At 68.9% G+C, this 17,112-nt stretch carries 13 protein-coding genes; 5 read left to right on the top strand and 8 right to left on the bottom strand.

Translation table 11 applies throughout. The annotated features are described in order from the left end of the window. Positions 1–15 precede the first annotated feature (15 nt). The 3 genes from ACNQQL_RS13945 (at position 16) to ACNQQL_RS13955 (ending at position 3,926) form a co-directional block, all read left to right on the top strand. Entirely contained in the window at positions 16–933 is a 918-nt protein-coding gene (locus ACNQQL_RS13945) for a LysR family transcriptional regulator (protein WP_347064435.1), read from the top strand. 481 nt (positions 934–1,414) lie between these two features. Then, a complete protein-coding gene (locus ACNQQL_RS13950; RefSeq protein WP_347064436.1) occupies positions 1,415–2,632 on the top strand; it encodes an MFS transporter in 1,218 nt (405 codons plus the stop codon). Positions 2,633–2,813: 181 nt separating this feature from the next. After that, complete coding sequence (locus tag ACNQQL_RS13955; RefSeq protein ID WP_347064437.1) at positions 2,814–3,926, top strand: alkene reductase; 1,113 nt, start codon at positions 2,814–2,816, stop codon at positions 3,924–3,926. A 78-nt stretch (positions 3,927–4,004) separates the two neighbouring features. Here the strand turns inward: ACNQQL_RS13955 and ACNQQL_RS13960 are convergent, their stop codons facing one another. The 3 genes from ACNQQL_RS13960 to ACNQQL_RS13970 all read right to left on the bottom strand — a co-directional run bounded on the left by ACNQQL_RS13960 (position 4,005) and on the right by ACNQQL_RS13970 (position 9,717). Continuing rightward, entirely contained in the window at positions 4,005–4,676 is a 672-nt protein-coding gene (locus ACNQQL_RS13960) for a phosphohydrolase (RefSeq protein WP_204420715.1), read from the bottom strand. A gap of 95 nt (positions 4,677–4,771) precedes the next feature. Further along, the gene (locus tag ACNQQL_RS13965; protein ID WP_347064438.1) at positions 4,772–6,661 is read right to left on the bottom strand and encodes an amidohydrolase; all 1,890 of its coding nucleotides are present in this window, start codon (positions 6,659–6,661) and stop codon (positions 4,772–4,774) included. A 164-nt stretch (positions 6,662–6,825) separates the two neighbouring features. Further along, on the bottom strand, positions 6,826–9,717 hold the full coding sequence (locus tag ACNQQL_RS13970) for an ATP-binding protein (protein WP_347064488.1): 2,892 nt from the start codon (positions 9,715–9,717) through the stop codon (positions 6,826–6,828). A 399-nt stretch (positions 9,718–10,116) separates the two neighbouring features. On the opposite strand from ACNQQL_RS13970, the gene ACNQQL_RS13975 reads away from it, so the two are divergent. Next, positions 10,117–11,022 (top strand): AraC family transcriptional regulator, encoded by a 906-nt coding sequence (locus ACNQQL_RS13975; RefSeq protein ID WP_347064439.1) that lies wholly within the window; start codon positions 10,117–10,119, stop codon positions 11,020–11,022. 26 nt (positions 11,023–11,048) lie between these two features. Here the strand turns inward: ACNQQL_RS13975 and ACNQQL_RS13980 are convergent, their stop codons facing one another. Together ACNQQL_RS13980 and ACNQQL_RS13985 are read right to left on the bottom strand one after the other, a co-directional pair. Further along, on the bottom strand, positions 11,049–11,990 hold the full coding sequence (locus ACNQQL_RS13980; protein WP_416392619.1) for an MBL fold metallo-hydrolase: 942 nt from the start codon (positions 11,988–11,990) through the stop codon (positions 11,049–11,051). Positions 11,991–12,193: 203 nt separating this feature from the next. Further along, positions 12,194–12,844, bottom strand: coding sequence for a DsbA family oxidoreductase (locus tag ACNQQL_RS13985; protein WP_347064441.1), 651 nt, complete (start codon positions 12,842–12,844; stop codon positions 12,194–12,196). Positions 12,845–12,976: 132 nt separating this feature from the next. Here ACNQQL_RS13985 and ACNQQL_RS13990 point away from each other — a divergent pair, with 132 nt between their 5' ends. Further along, a complete protein-coding gene (locus tag ACNQQL_RS13990; RefSeq protein ID WP_072437941.1) occupies positions 12,977–13,882 on the top strand; it encodes a LysR family transcriptional regulator in 906 nt (301 codons plus the stop codon). An 18-nt stretch (positions 13,883–13,900) separates the two neighbouring features. Here the strand turns inward: ACNQQL_RS13990 and ACNQQL_RS13995 are convergent, their stop codons facing one another. From ACNQQL_RS13995 to ACNQQL_RS14005, 3 genes are read right to left on the bottom strand one after another with little or no spacing between them, the layout of a single operon-like run. Next, entirely contained in the window at positions 13,901–15,358 is a 1,458-nt protein-coding gene (locus ACNQQL_RS13995) for an alginate export family protein (protein ID WP_347064442.1), read from the bottom strand. A 14-nt stretch (positions 15,359–15,372) separates the two neighbouring features. After that, positions 15,373–16,314, bottom strand: coding sequence for a glyoxalase (locus ACNQQL_RS14000; protein ID WP_347064443.1), 942 nt, complete (start codon positions 16,312–16,314; stop codon positions 15,373–15,375). A 48-nt stretch (positions 16,315–16,362) separates the two neighbouring features. Beyond that, positions 16,363–17,100, bottom strand: coding sequence for a YoaK family protein (locus ACNQQL_RS14005; RefSeq protein ID WP_204420722.1), 738 nt, complete (start codon positions 17,098–17,100; stop codon positions 16,363–16,365). Positions 17,101–17,112 lie beyond the last annotated feature (12 nt).

A 17,112-nucleotide genomic window follows, 5' to 3' on the forward strand; every position in this document is an offset into this window, starting at 1 on the left:
GGAGATTTCGGAACGATGGATACCTTGCTTTCAATGCGCGTGTTTACGCGCATCGTCGAGACAGGCAGCTTCACGCGCGCGTCCGACACGACCGGTCTCACGACGCCGCGCGTGTCCGCGCTGCTGAGCGCGCTCGAACAGCATCTCGGCTGCCGGCTGCTGAACCGCACCACGCGACGGATCTCGCTCACCGAGGACGGGCAGGCGTACTACGAACGCTCGGTCGCGGTGCTGCGCGAGATCGACGACATGGAGGCATCGGTATCGCAAGCGCGCAACGTGCCGCGCGGCCGTCTGAAAGTGAACCTGCCGCCGGCCATGGCGAAGCAGATCATGGTGCCCGCGCTGCCCGAATTTCTCGCCGCCCATCCGGGCATCATGGTCGAGCTCGGCGTGACCGATCGCCAGATCGACCTCGTCGGCGAAGGCGTCGACTGCGTGGTGCGGATCGGCGCGCTCGACGATTCGGGGATGGTCGCGAAACGGATCGGCAGCCTGACGACCTGCACCTGCGCGTCCCCCACGTATCTCGACCGATGCGGCGCGCCCGAAACGGTGGACGATCTCGCCCAGCACGTCGCGATCAGCCACATCTCGGCCGATACGGGCCGCCCGCGCCCCTGGGACTACGTCGTCGACGGCGAAACGCGCATCGTGCAGATGTGCGGCACGGTCGCGGTCAACGATGCCGACACCTACATCGAGTGCGGCGTCGCGGGGATCGGCCTGATCAAGACCTCGCTGTACCTGGTCGAGCCATATCTGAAATCGGGGCGCCTGCGCGAGGTGCTGACCGATTTCAACACGCCGCCCCGGCCGATCTCGATCCTGTATCCGCCCAATCGGCATACGCCCGTCAAGCTCAAGGTCTTCGTCGACTGGCTCGCGGGGCTGTTCGCGGAGATTCCGACGCTGCAGGGCAAGCGCTGTTGAAACCCGCAGTTGCAACTGATCGTCCGCGCCACCGCGCGCACAGCATGAATCACATGATTTAAGACGGCGTTCAGGACTATTCCGTCCTGCCGATCCAGACTGGCCTCATCGGGCTTCGCGATCCGCGGTATCCGCGCCGGAGGCCCGTTTCGAGACGCACATCATGAAAATCGTGACCGCCGCGCGATCCGTCCTGGCCGTTTTCGATGTCCCCAGCCCCGCCTTCGCCAGCGGCCGCATCGCGCTAGTCGCCGACGCGGCCCCTCCTCGCGCGGGCGCGGCCGCCCGACGCGCATGAACCCGCGCACGATCCACCCCTTTGCGTGGCGCGCAATGCTCGATTGCGCCCCGGACGTATTCCCTTGTTATCGATCGATCAATAATCTTGACGGCAATGCGGCGGCTTCCGTTTCGCCGCGACGGCAATCGCAACGCCCGCCCGACGAACGGGCACCCGACATCTCTTTCCAAGGAGTCGACCATGTCAGCAGAATCCACCCCGCTCGCGCCCCACGGGCACGCGGCCAAGCTTACGCAGGGCCTCATCCTGCTGTTCGCGTTCAGTTGCGGCGCGATCGTCGCGAACCTGTACTACGCGCAACCGATCACCGAACTCATCGCGCCGAGCCTGCACATGTCCGGCGAAACCGCGAGCCTCATCGTATCGCTGACGCAGATCGGCTACGCGCTCGGCCTGTTCTTCATCGTGCCGCTCGGCGACCTGCTCGAGAACCGCAAGCTGATGATCGTCACGGCCGTCGTGTCGATCGCGAGCCTCGCTGCCGCCGCGGTCGTCCAGACGCCCGGGCTGTTCCTCGCGATTTCGCTGCTGGTCGGCTTCAGCTCGGTTGCCGTGCAAATCCTGGTGCCGCTCGCCGCGCACCTCGCGCCGGATCATTCGCGCGGCCGCGTGGTCGGCACGATCATGAGCGGGCTGCTGCTCGGCATCCTGCTCGCGCGCCCGCTGTCGAGCGTGGTGGCCGACGCGTTCGGCTGGCGCTTCGTGTTCGCGGCCGCCGCCGTGCTGATGACGCTCGTGACGGCCGTGCTCGCGCTGACGATTCCGTCGCGCCAGCCCGATCATCGCGCGACCTATTTCGAGCTGATCGGCTCGCTGCTGCATCTGGTCCGCACGATGCCGGTGCTGCGCCATCGCGCGTTCTACCAGGGCCTGATGTTCGCGTCGTTCAGCCTGTTCTGGACTGCCGTGCCGGTCGAGCTGACGCGTCACTACGGGCTGTCGCAATCGGCCATCGGCCTGTTCGCGCTCGTCGGCGCGATCGGCGCAACGTCGGCACCGGTCGCGGGCCGCCTCGCGGATGCCGGCCATACCGTGCGGGCGACGCTGATCGCGCTGGTCGCCGGCGCCCTGTCGTACGCGGTCGCGCCGATCCACGGCGCCGGCCTGTATGGCCTGGTCGTCACGGGCATCGTGCTCGATTTCGCGGTGCAGATGAACATGGTGCTCGGCCAGCGCGAGATCTACGCGCTGCACGCGGCGAGCCGCAACCGCCTGAACGCGCTGTACATGACGAGCATCTTCGTCGGCGGCGCCATCGGCTCCGCGCTCGCGAGCCCCCTGTACGAGCATGGCGGCTGGCCGCTCGTCGCCGCCGTCGCCGGCGCGTTCCCGATCGTCGCGCTCGCACACTACCTCGCGATCGGGCGTCCGCACGCGGAACGCCACGCACGGACCTGAACCGGCGCCGGCACCGGTTCACGCGCGAATCCCGCCCGGGCCGTTCGCGCGCCGGAACGCTGCCGGCACGTCACCCGCGTCACTCCCGAACTTTCCGCAGGGCCCGCCGTTGCTCCGGTCGCAACCGGACGCTATCGCACGATAAGCGGCGCCGCCCTGCTCCACGCAAAAGGAATCCATCATGTCTTCCCTGCTCAGCCACTACGACCTGCGCGGCCTGCCGCTTCCCAACCGTGTCGTGATGGGGCCGATGACGCGTTCGCGCGCGCCGTCGCGCGGCCAGCCGACCGAACTCATGGCCGAGTACTACGCGCAGCGCGCGTCCGCCGGCCTGATCGTGACCGAAGCGACCAACGTCAGCCCGGCCTCCGCGTCGTTCGAACTGACGCCGGGGCTCGTCACCGACGAACAGGCGGCCGGCTGGAAGCAGATCACGGACGCGGTCCACGCGAACGGCGGCCGGATCTTCGCGCAGCTGTGGCACGGCGGCCGGGTCAGCTCGCTGACGCTGCTCGGCGGCGATGCGCCGCTGTCGCCGTCCGGCATCAACGACGATCTCGAGCAGCTGCAGGTATGGGCGCAGTTGCAGAACGGCTATTACACGAAGATTCACGCGACACCGTCGCGCGCGATGACGACGGACGAAGTTGCCGGGACGGTCGACGAATTCCGCCAGGCGGCCATCCGCGCGATGGCGGCCGGCTTCGACGGCGTCGAGATCCACGCGGCCAACGGCTACCTGCCGCACCAGTTCCTGTCGTCGACGCTGAACCGCCGCGACGACCGTTACGGCGGCTCGGTCGCGAACCGCGCGCGCTTCCTCGAGGAAATCGTCGACGCGGTCGGCGGCGTGATGCCGCTCGACCGCGTGGGCGTGCGCATCTCGCCGTACGCGAAGTACAACAACGTGCGCGACGCGGATCCGGACGCGACGTACGCGTACGTCGGCCGCATGCTCGACGAAGCCGGCGTCGCCTATCTGCACGCGGCCGACACCAACGGCTGGAGCGGCGAGCCCGACCTGCCGCGCATCGTCGAGAACACGCGCAAGACCTTCGGCGGCACGCTGATCGTCAACGGCGGCATCGCGCCGGACGCCGCGAACGCACTGATCGATGCCGGCGACGCCGATCTCGTCGCGTTTGCGCGCGCGTACATCGCGAACCCCGATCTCGTCGAGCGCATCGCGGCGAATGCGCCGCTCGCCGCGCCGAAGCCGGTCGGCTGGTATGGCGGCGACCGCACGGGATACGTCGACTATGCGCGTCACGACGCGGCCAGCCGGGCGGCCTGAGCCCCGCTCCGGCGGCGGCCCGATGCAGCCTCGCTCAGGCCGTCGCCGACCGTGGTCGAACCCGTCGGTCGGACCCGCTCACGCGTCGTTCCAGCGCGCGCCCAGCACGCGTCCGCAGAAGTTCGGCCGGTGAAAATCCGGATCGGCGCGCTCGAGCACGTCGGCGCTCCACGTGCCGAACGTCGACGCCGGCCGGTGCGCGACCCCGCGGGCGATCGCATCGAGGAACGCGTCGCCGAACCCGTCGCCGCGCGGGTACGCGGCGAGCAGCGCCCGCCGCGCGTCGACCGAATACGCATCGACGCCGGTTGCCATCAGGTCGGTCGATATGGCGGACGCCAGCACGCGCGCGAGCGGCGACACGCGCGCGGCCACACCGGGCGTCGTGTGCAGCGCGATCGCGTGCCACACGTCGTCGCGCATGCGCTGCGGCGTCCGATGGCGCAGCAGGAACGCCTGCGCGGCATCGGCGCTGTCGATCTCGTAGCGCTCGGTCGAGCGGCAATACGCGGTGCTCAAGCCCATGTTCGCGTACATCGCGGCCACGTACAGCGTATCGGCATCGCAGGTCTCGCTTGCACGTCGCGCGGCAAGCGACGCGAGGACGAACACCCGGCGCGCGTGGTCGGTAATCACCCGCGGCAGCGACGCGCATGCCGCTTCGGCGGCTTCGATCGCCATCGGTGTCCGGGGAATGCGGACGCCGGCGACTTCATCATGGGCCGATGCGCACGTGTGCGCAGAATTCATCTCGTCTCCTTCTGCCCCGCGCCGGGGCGGGAAATTGTCCATTCATCGCGCGGCACGCGCCGGGGTCGCCGGCCTGCCCGCTGAGCGACGCCATCCTAAAAGGCGACACCGGGCTGATCGAATGCTTCGCACTGCTTGACGGACTCTGTCGCGGCCGCATGCAGGCACTGCGTGAAACGACGCCCGTAACCGCGCACGGAACCGGCATCCTGGCCGGCGTCGGCCGCCGCACGCGGCTGTGCCGGCGCGGCCGGACGACGCTGGCCGAATCCGCCGACACCGCCGAATTCGGCCACCGGCGACCACGCGGGGCGGACCGCCAGCGGCGGCGGCGCAAGCGGCGCGAACTCGTCGTCCGCATGCACGACCTTGCCGTCGACGACCGTCAGCACCGACGAAAGGAACTTGATCCGCGCCTCGTCGATCGTGAAGTAGTCGTCCGTCAGCACCGCGAAATCCGCGTACTGGCCGGGCACCAGCGCGCCCTTGCGGTCGTCCTCGTTCGAGAACCATGCGCTGCCGACCGTGTAGCGGCGCAGCGCTTCCATCCGGCTGAGCCGGTTGCGTTCGGGATAGAGCGCCGTGCCGCCGACCGTGCGCCCGGACACCATCCAGTACAGCGACACGAACGGGTTGTAGCTCGCGATGCGCGTCGCATCGGTGCCCGCGCCGACCGGCAGCCCGGCCGCCAGCATCGCGCGGATCGGCGGCGTGCGCGCGGCCGCTTCCGCGCCGTAGCGTGCAATGAAGTACTCGCCCTGGAACGCCATCCGGTGCTGGACCGTCACGCCGCCGCCGAGCGCGGCGATGCGCGCGATGTTCGCATCCGAAATCGTCTCGCAGTGATCGAAGAACCAGCGCAGCCCATCGAACGGGATGTCGCGGTTCACGGCTTCGAGCACGTTCAGGAAGCGGCCGATCGATTCGTCGTAGGTCGCGTGCAGCCGGAACGGCCAGCGGTGCCGCACCAGCAGCCGGACCACCGCGGCCAGCTCAGCCTCGAGCGCTGCGGGCAGATCGGGGCGCGGTTCGAGAAAATTCCCGAAATCGGCTGCCGAATACACCAGCAGTTCGCCGGCGCCGTTCATCCGCAGGAACCCGTCGCCGTCGCCGGGCCGCGCCAGCGTTACCCATCGCGCGTAGTCGTCGAGTTCCTGTCCGGCATGCTGCACGAACAGGCTGTAGGCGATGCGCACCGTCAGTTCGCCGCGCTTCGCGAGCGCCATGATCGCGCCATAGTCGTCCGGATAGGCCTGGAAATCGCCGCCCGCGTCAATCGCGCTCGTCACGCCGAGGCGGTTCAGTTCGCGCAGGAAGTGCCGCATCGAATTCATCTGCTCGTCGTAGCCGAGCTTCGGGCCTTTCTCGAGCGCCGCATGCAGGATGCCCATGTCCGGGCGCGCGATCAGCATGCCGGTCGGCCTGCCGAGGCGATCGCGCTGGATTTCGCCGCCGGGCGGATCGGACGTATCGCGGCCATAGCCGATCGCGCGCAGCGCGGCCGCGTTCAGCAGCGCGCTATCGCCCAGGTGCATGATGAAGACCGGCGTGTCGGGCGCGATCGCGTTGAGTTCGGCCGCCGTCGGCCCGCGCTTTTCCGCGAACTGGAATTCGGTCCAGCCGCCGACGACGCGCACCCACTGCGGCGCAGGCGTGCGCAGCACCTGGCGACGCAGCATGCAGAGCGCATCGGCGAGCGTCGGCACGCCGTCCCAGCGCAGTTCCAGGTTGAAGTTCAGGCCGCCGCGGATCACGTGCAGGTGCGAATCGTTCAGCCCCGGGATCACGGTGCGGCCGTTCAGGTCGATGCGCAGCGTGTCGGCGCGCGCATGGCGCATCACCTCGTGCCCGCTGCCGGTCGCGAGGATCCGGCCGTCCTTCACCGCGAGCGCGGTCACGAACGACTGCCGGTCGTCCTGCGTCGCGATCTTGCCGTTGCATACGATGAGGTCCGCCGTTTCGGCGGATTCCGTCGCCTTAAGCACCGTCCGGCCTCCTGTTTGCGCCGAAAGCCGGCATACGGCCGCACGCGGCATGCACCCGGATTGACGATACACGGACCATCCACTTCCCCTTGAACGTTGATCGATCGGACCGGCAGACTGCGGCGCGATGGCGCGGCTGCGTCCTGCGCGGGCCGGGCGCGCCGTTACGCCACCTGCTGCATCGCATCCGCCGCCTCATGCCGCATCCGCGTACGGCCCGTCGACGGCGTCGTCTCCGGCCGGACGAAGTTCTGCACGCGCGCCAGCCGGCGCACGTCGAACGCACGCGATTGCGGATCGAAATGCCCTGACAGACCGGCCAGCAGCGACGAAGCCTGCCCGGTCCGTCCGCGCTCGATCAGGTGATCCGCGAGATCGAGCGTGCCGCGCAGCGCCCACATGGCTGCCCCTTGCCCGTTCGCGGTATGAATCCCCATCAGCAGATGACGGTGCCCGTCGGCTTCGCACGCGATCGCGAGGTCGGCATCGGCGGTGCGTGCCTGTTCGAGCATCGCCAGCCCCCTGGCGCGCAGCAGCTCGGGCACGAACAGATGCTCGCCGTGCGTGCGGCAGCGCGCGAGCGTCGCATCGAGCTTCGTGCATGCCTCGGCCGCGCGGCCCGTGCGCGTCAGCGCTTCCGCGTACGCGACGATCAGCGGCGCGAGCGCGCGCTGAAAGCCGCTCGCTTCGATGCGCCGCAGCGCGGGCTCGAGCCGCGCGAGACCGGCACCGGGATGCCCGGTCTGCATGTCGAACTGCCCGGCAAGGCATTCCGCATGGCTGAGCCAGATGTCGAACCCGTTCGCCTCTGCGGTCGATCGCAGCGTCCCGAGATAATCGGAAATCACGTCGTGATCGCCATAGCGCAATGCAATCGGCACGGCCGCGGCGCCGAGCACCACGCACAATGCCGGCGCCGAACCGCTGCGGCGCGCGCATTCGACCGCCTGCGCCGCCAGTCGCATCGCATATTCCGGGTCGCCCTGCATCCACACGAGCCGCGTCAGCATCGTCCGGCCGAGCGTCGCGACGTCGACCCCCAGCGCCGCTTCTGCGCAGGACGGTTCGCCGACCTCGGCCAGTTCGGCCATCGCCGCCTCCAGCCGCTCGCGCGCCTGCGCATGCTCGCCGAAGTAATGCAGCGAGGTCGCGACCATCGCGTTCGCCAGCAGCCGCTGCGACCGGTCGCCCCGCCGCTCCGCGGCGCGCTCGAAGCGCGTCGCGTAGCGCAGCGATTCGTGGATGTCGGAGCGCGTCAGCATCGTGTTCCACAGCCCGACCAGCGCGCGCGCGTCGAACGCCTCGTCGCCGATCCGGCCCGCGAGACCGAGCGTCCGGTCCCACATCGCCGCGGCCGTGTGCGTATCGCCATCGGTATGCAGCAGCGCCGCCGCATAGGCCGCGCGCAAGCGCATTTCGCGCGCCGCATCGATGCCCTCGGCCGCCCCGGCCTCGATTGCGTCGAGCGCTCTCCTCGCCGGTATCGAACATTCGCGCATCCGCGCCGGCTCCCGCAACGCGAGCGTCAGCGCGTCCACTTCCAGCGCGTGCGGCTCGGCCGCCGCGGGTTCGCGCGGCGCCGGCTCGCCCGCGGCGAGACGCAGGCTCGCGAGGTCCGCGGCTTGTGCGTGCGTCAGCATCCGCGCTTCCCCCTGCTCGCGTTCGTAGCGCGCATGACGCTCGGCGACGGCTTCGAATTCGCCCTCGTTGTGCAGTTTCTCGAGCGCATACGCGCGCGTCGATTCCGTCAACCGGTAGCGCGCCTGCGCGCCGTCGAACTCGACGGTCACCAGCGACTTCGCGACCAGTTCGCCGAGCACCGCGATCATCGCGGCGGCCGACATGCCGGGATCCATCGCCACCTCGCGGGCCGCATCGAACGTAAACGGGCCGATGAAGCACGCCATGCGACGAAACAGCGACCGGGCGGCCGCATCCAGCAGCACGTAGCTCCAGTCGAACGTCGCCCGCAGCGTCTGGTGGCGCGGCAGCGCCGAGCGCAGCCCGCCCGTCAGCAGGTTCAGCCGGTCGTCGAGTCGCGACGCGACGACCTCGAGCCCGAGCGTCGCGACGCGCGCGGCGGCCAGCTCGATCGCCAGCGGCAGCCCGTCGAGGCGCCGGCAGATGTCGCCGATCAGCCTGACGCCGGCCGCGTCGACCTCGCAATCGGGCGTGGCGGCGCGAATCCGCGCCAGAAACAGCTCGACGGCCGAATGGCGCACGATCTCGTCGACCGACTCACTGCCGTCCGGCACCGCCAGCGGGGCCACGCGAAACACGGCTTCGACCGAGATATGAAGCGGCTCGCGACTCGTCACGAGCACGCGCAGCGGCGCGGCGCGCGACGTCAGCGTTTCGACGAGGTCGGCCACCAGGTCGACGACGTGCTCCGCGTTGTCGAGCACGAGCAGGCCGCGCGAAGCGGCGCATGCGTCGCCGATCCGGTCGGCGGCAGGCACGCCGTCCGTCTCGAGCCCCAGTTCCGCGGCAATCGCGAGCAGCACGTCGTCGCGCGTCGCGGCACTGGCCAGCTCCACGAACAGGCCACGCTCGCCGGACCGGCCGCGCAGCTCGTGCGCGACGCGGTTGGCCAGGCTGGTCTTGCCGATGCCGCCCGCGCCGACCAGCGTGACGACCGGCGCACGTCCGATCATGTCGACGATCTGCTCGATCTCGGCCTGACGTCCGACCAGCGGAACCGGATGAAAGGCAGCGGCAACCTCGGGCGGACATTCGGCCGCGCGCGGCGCCGCCGAATGCGCGACCGGCGGCTGCGCGATCAGCAGGTAGCCGCGGCCCGGCACCGTCTTGATCAGGTCGCGATTCGCGCCCAGTGCCTTGCGCAACGTCGCGACATGAACCTGCAGCCGGTTTTCCTCGACGATCAGGCCCGGCCAGACGGCATCCATGATGTCGTCCTTCGACACGACGGAACCGTTCGCGCGATGCAGTACTTCAAGGATGTCGAGCGCGCGTGCGCCGATACGCAGCGACGCGCCGTGATGGCGAATGTCGCGCTGCTCGAAATCCACCGACAAATTCCCGATCTGGATCATGGCCGCCTCCAGGTTCCCCACGATGACCGCCATGTGAACGCACGGTTCACCGGGGCGGGAGTCCGCATCCGGCCTGCGTTGCAGGCCGGCGCAAAGTCTCAAAAAGTGGGCCGAGTGTAAACGCCGCAAATACAAAAATCTTGAAGGAAAATGCGCTGACACCCGGCGCTTGGGCGCTCGGCGGAAGCCTGACGGCGCGAATACAACGGGAGCAGGATCGATCGGAATGCGGCATTCATGCGCCGGCCAGGCCTGGCGCGGCGCGGTTCGGCCCTCACGATGCATTTCGTCAGCCAGCGGACATTTATTCAAGTTATCTTGGGCCTGTCGGGCGCGCCGTATACACTGCACGCAGTCAGGATGCTCGCGCGCCATACCCCATCGAAGGATTGCTCCACCATGCCAGCCCCCCTCGTCGCGCCGCCTGCGGCGCCGAAAGACACGCTCGGATGCATCTCGAGCCTGCTATCCAAGGATATTGAAAGGTCGGTCGGCGGCCTGACGCTCCACCGCAAATGCATGCGCGACGAGCAATTCGAGCGCATCGAGATGGCGGCCAGCGATCGCGGCTTCCTGATCGGCGTGTCGCTGAATGGCGGGCACCGGCGCACGATCTACGGCGGGGCCGGCAAATCCGAGCGGCGGTTTCAGCACAACTCGATCTACATTCGCGACTTTTCCCGGAATTTCCGCGCCGACCTGTACGGCAAATTCGACTTCCTGCTCGTCGAGCTGTCGCGCAGCTACCTCGACCGCCTCGGCCGCGAGCACGGCGGAACGGAAATCGGCGGCCTGACCTGCGCGCCCGACGTGCAGGACGCGGTGCTGGGCCATCTCGCGCACGCCGTCGCGAACAGCCTCGACGCGCCGGGCGCGCTGAACACGCTGTTCGTCGAGCAGATGGGGCTCGCGATCGGCACGCATCTCGCATGCCGCTACGGCAATGCGCACGCGCGCGACCTGCAGCGCAAGGGCCTGCTGTCGCCGGCCAAGGCGGCGCTCGCCAAGGAACTCCTGATGGAAAAGGCGAACCTCGGCGTGTCGATCGAGGAAGTGGCCAACGAATGCGATCTGTCGCGCGGCTATTTCATCCGCGCGTTCTCGCGCACGACGGGACGCACGCCGCATCAATGGCTGCTCGAACAGCGCGTGATCCGCGCCCGGCAACTGATCGAGACGACCGACATGACGCTCGCGGAAATCGCGGCCGCCTGCGGCTTCGCGGACCAGAGCCACCTGAACCGCGTGTTCGCGCGCATCGTCGGCCATCCGCCCGGCGCATGGCGGCGCGAACTGTCGCGCTGAAACGGCCGCCGCGCGCGCCATGCTCGTCATTGAAGCGGCGTCGCGTCGTAGTTGACCGGCACCCAGTCGTACTGCTCCCCGTCCCTGCGCAGATGCCCGAGCCCGGGAAACGCGATGTGCGCGGCACCGACCAGATAACGCTTGTCCGCGACGCGCTTCAGCGTATCGCGCCGGGTGCGGCGCGCCGCGTCGGCATCGCTGTCGTACTGGACGGTTGCGTCCGGATCCTGCAACTGGATCGCCGCGACGTGCACGATGTCGCCCCACGCGAGCAGCCCGGCGTCGCCGCTCTCGATCAGATAGGCCGTATGGCCCGGCGTATGGCCGGGCATCGGCACCGCGCGAATGCCGGGGGCGAGTGTCGCTTCGCCGTGAAACGTCTTGAAGCGTCCAGCCGCGACGTACGGTGCGACCGACGCGGCCGCCGCATCAAAAAACGACGACAGGAACGCCGGCGCTTGTGCCTTGTTGTCCGAATCGAGCCAGTAATTCGCTTCGATCTCGTTCACGCGAACGACCGCATTCGGAAAGGTCATCCTGCCGTTCGACGCAATGCCGCCGACGTGATCCTTGTGCAGGTGCGTGAGCAACACTTCGTCGATCTGCTCCGGCGCATAGCCTGCCGCGCGCAGGTTCGCGAGCAGCTTGCCGCAGCAGTCGCCATACAGGACGCCGGCGCCCGTATCGACAAGAATCCGCTTCGATCCCGTATCGACCAGGAACGCGTTGATCGAACCCTGGACGGGCGGCTCCAGAAACTCGCGATCGAGATCGCGCCGGATGTCGTCCTTCGACACATCGCGGAAGACCGTATCGACCGGAAACGGATGCGTGCCGTCGGACAGCGCGACGATCCGAAGGTTGCCGAGCTTCTGCCGATAGAAGCCGGGTGCCTGGTTCCCGCCGCCCGGCTCGCCGGCCAACGCGACCGATGCGACGATGCCGACGCACCACGCGATGAGCAGCATGCGGCCCGAGCGCGCCGCGCGCGTGCGCCAGTTCAAGTTCTTCATGTCCACTCCCCGGTTGCGTATCGACGTGGCGCGCGCCAGCTTGGCGGTCCAGCCGGCATGGATGCGCGCGATACCGAGCTTACCGGCCGGATTCGCAATAGTCCTGAGCGGGACATGAATCGTTCTGAAGGCCGGCCCTCGGCGGCGCCGGCCCGGATTCAGGCGGCCCGGTCACGCGCGTGCTGCGCGGCAATCAACGCATCGCGAAAGACGGCGGCCGGCTGCGCGCCGCTGACGACCGACAGCCCGATGCGCGTCGACGGCACCGACGCGACGCCTTCACGCACCGCCTGCGCTTCGAGCGCGACCACCGCATCGAGCCCTTCGCCGGACGCCAGGAACGCACGCACCGCGTCGCCCGGCAAACCGGCGCCGGCCGCCGTCTCGACCAGCACGTCCGCGTCGCCGATATCGCGGCCGTCGCGGAAATACGCGGCAAACAGCGCGTCGACGAGCGCGACCGCACTGCCGCGTTGTTGAGCGAACCAGACGAGCCGGTGTGCAAGCCGCGTGTTCGGCGTGCGTGCGATCCGCGCATGATCGAACACGAGGCCGGCCGCCCGGCCGGCTTCGGCCACATGCGCGTCGAGTGCCTGCGAGCGCGCCCAGCTGCCGAACTTCGCGCTCCGGTACGCCTTGCGGTCCATGCCGCCGGCCGGCATCGACGGGTTCAGTTCGAACGGCACGAACCGGACGCTCACGTTGCCGGCCAGGCCGGCTTCGTCAAGCGCCTCCGCGAGCCGGTGCTCCGCGATCCAGCACCACGGGCAGATGAGGTCGTAGGTCACCGTTACTTCGAGGGGTTTCATCGCAGGCTCCTTCCTGTACATTGCAGTCCGGAAGATAGCGCGTGCGGGCCGACGATAGAATGCGAACGGCACGCAATGCATCGTTGCGATACGCACAAAGGCACAAAGGCACGAAGTCACAAAGGCGACGACATGGACAAATTCTCCGCGCTGCGCGCGTTCGTGGAAGTAGCGGAAGCCGGCGGCTTCTCGAGCGCGGGACGGCGTCTCGAACTCGCGGCGTCGTCGGTGGTGCGCGCGGTGGATGCGCTCGAGGCGTCGCTCGGCACCGTGCTGCTGAACCGCACGACGCGACAGGTCACGCTGTCCGATGCCGGCTCCGTGTACTATGCACGCGCGAAGCGGCTGCTAGAGGAACTCGCGGAAGCCGACGCACTGGTTTCCGATCGCGGCGACGAGCCGTCCGGACCGCTGCGCGTGTCGGTGCCGGTCGCGTACGGCGTGCGCCGCATCGCGCCGCACGTCGCGGCATTTCTCGCACGCTATCCGAAGCTCGACCTCGACCTGCAGCTCACCGACGAACGCGTCGATCTCGTCGCCGGCCGGATCGACGTCGCGATCCGGCTCGGCGAAGCGGCGCCGTCCGCGGAAGTCGTCGCGCGGCAGCTCGGCACGTTCCAGCGCTATGTCGTCGCGAGCCACGACTACCTCGACGCGCACGGCACGCCATCGGTGCCGGGCGAGCTGGTCGATCACGGGTGCCTGCGCTTTCACTTCGGCGGCGACCAGCAGGCGTGGACGTTTGCCGATGCGCACGGCACGACGAAAGTGCTGGTCGCCGGGCGCCTGAAGTCGAATCACAGCGAGGTGTTGCGCGATGCCGTGCTCGACGGCGCAGGCATTGCGCTGCTGCCCGACTGGCTGGTCGACGCCGACGTCCAGTCGGGCCGCCTGCGCAGGCTCTTCGAACAGTACGACGTCACGCCCGATGCGGCGCGCTCGGTCGTCACCGCGCTCTACCTGCCGAATCAGCGCGGCTCGAAGCGCGTCACGGCGTTCATCGATTTTGTCGAGGCGCTGGCGCGCGCGCAGCACTGAGCCGCGCGCCGCGCCGTATTACCAGCCGAACTTCGCTTCCATGCCGACATAGTCGGCATGGCGCGCACCGAGCGCGCGAATCGAGTTGGCGACCTGGAAGTGCACGGCCTCGACGGCCAGCGCCACGTTCGCATTGACGAGCCAGTCCACGCGGGCCTGCGCATACATGCCCGTCCACGAACCGCCCTTGCCGGCCGTGCCGGGCACCGCCGACATCCCTTGCCCGTAGATCGCGTCGGCCGTCGACTCGCGCCACTGGAAACCGACCGCGGTCAGCACCGTCACGGTGCTGGACGGCTTGAACGTCAGCGAAGGCTTCACGTGAATCAGGTTGCTGTAACCGGTGTAGCCGGCGAGCGTGAAGTAATAGCCGTTCGGAAACAGCGGGTTGAAGGTGCCCATGCGCCCGTCGCCGGGATGCTTGTCGCCCGACGCGCCGTCGACCTGAATGCCGATGCGCGGCGTGCCCGCCGTCTTCGTGAACGTGTAGCCGCCCAGCGCGCCGAACGCCCACGCACCGATCGTGTCCTGTCCGATGTGCCCCGTCTGGAGCATCGCCTCGACGTCCCAGTCGAGCCGGCCGGATTTGCCCGCGTAGCGCATGTCGAACACGTCGCGCCGCTCGGTACCGGCTCCGGCGAGATAACGCGCGTTGTCGCGCGTATAGCGCGACCAGTAGGCCGACAGGTCGCCGGGGCCCGTGCCGCTGCGCTCGACGCGCACGCCGTCGAATCTCAGGTGCCGGTTCGACACGTCGTCGAACACCGCGTCGTTGCGATATTGCACCGGGCGCGTCACATAGCCGATCAGCCGCCATTTGCCGATTTCGTAGTTTGCCCACAGCGCGTCGAACGCCTGGCGCACGTTCGGCCCGTCGCGCACCGACACGAACCGCTGCAAGTCGAACGCCATCTCCTGCCGGCCGATGCGCGCCTTGAACGTGCCTCCGCCCACCTGGTCGACATACGCGACGAACGCCTGCTCGATATCGAGCTGATCCTTGTCGACGGGGCCGACCGTATCCTTGCCGAACGGCCGCGCATCGACGAACTGGACGAACGCCTGGAAATGCCCCGCATAACGCAGATCCGCGTGCACCGTCGCGCGCTGGATCACGTAATTGTCGTCATGCGCGGCGCCGAGCCCGAACAGCGGCGCGTTGTTCAGCTCGAAGCGCTCGCGCAGGTTCGCGCCGAGCGACAGGTAGGTCGACGGGTCGGCGCCCAGCGGGATGTACTTCAGCGCATCGAGCGGCTTGCGCGGCACGCACGGATCCGCGAGTACCGACCAGTCTTCCTGCCAGCGGTTGAACAGCAACGTGGGGCGCTTTGCGGTGCACGTCGCGCCGGCGGTCGGGGCCGGCGCCGCGGCATCGGCCGCCGCGGCTTCCTCGGCGCCGGCCGCCGTCCCGGCGTACGTCGCGACACCGCCCGCCAGCACGGCGGCCGGCAGCACGCGCCGCCACGCCCGTCTCATCGGCCGGCGGTCCATCATTTCGACCGCGCGTGGATCTCGGCGACGTAGCCGCCCGGGAACTGCACGAGCGCCGCATCGCGCCCGTCCGACGTGAAGGTCGGCACCAGCACGGTCACGCCCGCTGCCTGCGCCTGCTTCAATGTCGCGGCCAGATCCTGCACTTCGTAGCCGGTCATCTCGCGGCCGAACGGGTAAGGCAGATGGCCGTCAGTAGCCAGCACGGTCATCTTGCCGAAGCCCGACTCGATGCGGATGCGGCGATACGTGTCGTTCGGCCGGCCGATCTCGATGCCCGGCGCCTTGCGCACGTCGGACACGACCTTGCCGCGCGAGAACGCGACGAAGTCGTGCACCAGCTTGCTCGCGCTTTCCGGCGACACGTACACGCGGTTTTCCGGCACCGTCTGCAGCGGGTCATACTTCGGCGCCTGGGTGTGCCAGTACAGCTGCATGTTCACGCCGCCCGGCCAGCGGACGATCGCGTCGCGGCCGATCGGGTCGGGGAACGTGTCGACGATCACGTCCGCGCCGTGCGCGCGCGCCGACTTCACCGCGACGTCCATGTCGGTGACGAGATAGCCGGTGCGCTCCTCGCAGAACGGATACGGGATCGGCGTCTTGAAGCCGAACACCGAGACCGTGCCGACCGGCGTCAGCACCAGCTGCGACATCGTCTGGCTCGGCGTCGGCGTGACCTGGAACACACCCTGCTGCGACTTCTTGCCGCCGAACGTCGCGACGAAGCTGTCGGTGAAGCGGTCGAAATCTTCCGGCGCGACGCACACGTGCGTCGTGTCGTATTGCGGGCCGACCGCGACGGCCGGCACACGCGCGGACGAGGACTGGAGCAGGCGCGTCTCGTCGGCATGGGCCGGCGCGGTCGCCAGCAAAGCGCCGAGCACGGCCGTCGACGCGGCCGTCATCCGCAATACTTGTCGCAACTTCAGTGCAATCATCGAATTCTCCTTGAAAGTGGCAAGCGCAGCCGTATGCTGCGCGCGCATTCAGCGTGACGTCGGCCCCGCATCGGGCCGACCGGATTGATAGGCGAGGAAGCACAGCGCCGCGAGCGGCAGCGCCAGCGCCCAGAAGGCGGCGAACACATAAGCCGCCGCCCCCGCGCCGGCCCCGAGCGCAAAGCCCGCGACCGGCGGCAGCGTGCGCCGCAGCCGTGCCCGCGCGGCGTCCCGTTCGGCAGGAGCTGCGAGCGGCACGAGCCAGTCGAATGCATCGATCACCGCCTGCGTGACATTGCCCGTCATCACCGTGTTGGCGACGACCGAGCGGGCCGTCAGCCGGCCGTGCGCGTTCTGGACGCCCATCGCCGCGGCGCCGAGCAGGCCGCACAGGATCGTCCGCGGCGCGTCGGCGTCGGCGATCGGCGATGCCATCACGCCGGCCAGCATGAACCCGGCCAGCAGCACGGCCTGCAGCGCATACAGCGAACGTGCGCGCACGCCATGGCCCAGCGCGCGCATCCGATGGTCGAGCACGCGCGCGCCGACGATGCCGGCGATGAAGGCCGGAAACGCGAGCCACTTGATCACGAGCCCTTGCCCGACGCCGGCCAGCCCCGAACCGATCAGGATGAAGTTGCCGGTGACGTGCGCGGTGAACAGGCCGAACAGCGCGACGAAGCCGAGCGTGTCGACATAACCGGCGATCGACGCGAGAAACACGTCCTCGCCGCGCACGTGATCGGGCGCGGCGGCGGCGCCCGCGGTTACTTGCTGCGAAGGCATGAGCCGGTTTCC

It is taken from the genome of Burkholderia sp. LFS061, from assembly GCF_047978125.1.
Classification (GTDB): domain Bacteria; phylum Pseudomonadota; class Gammaproteobacteria; order Burkholderiales; family Burkholderiaceae; genus Burkholderia; species Burkholderia pyrrocinia_C.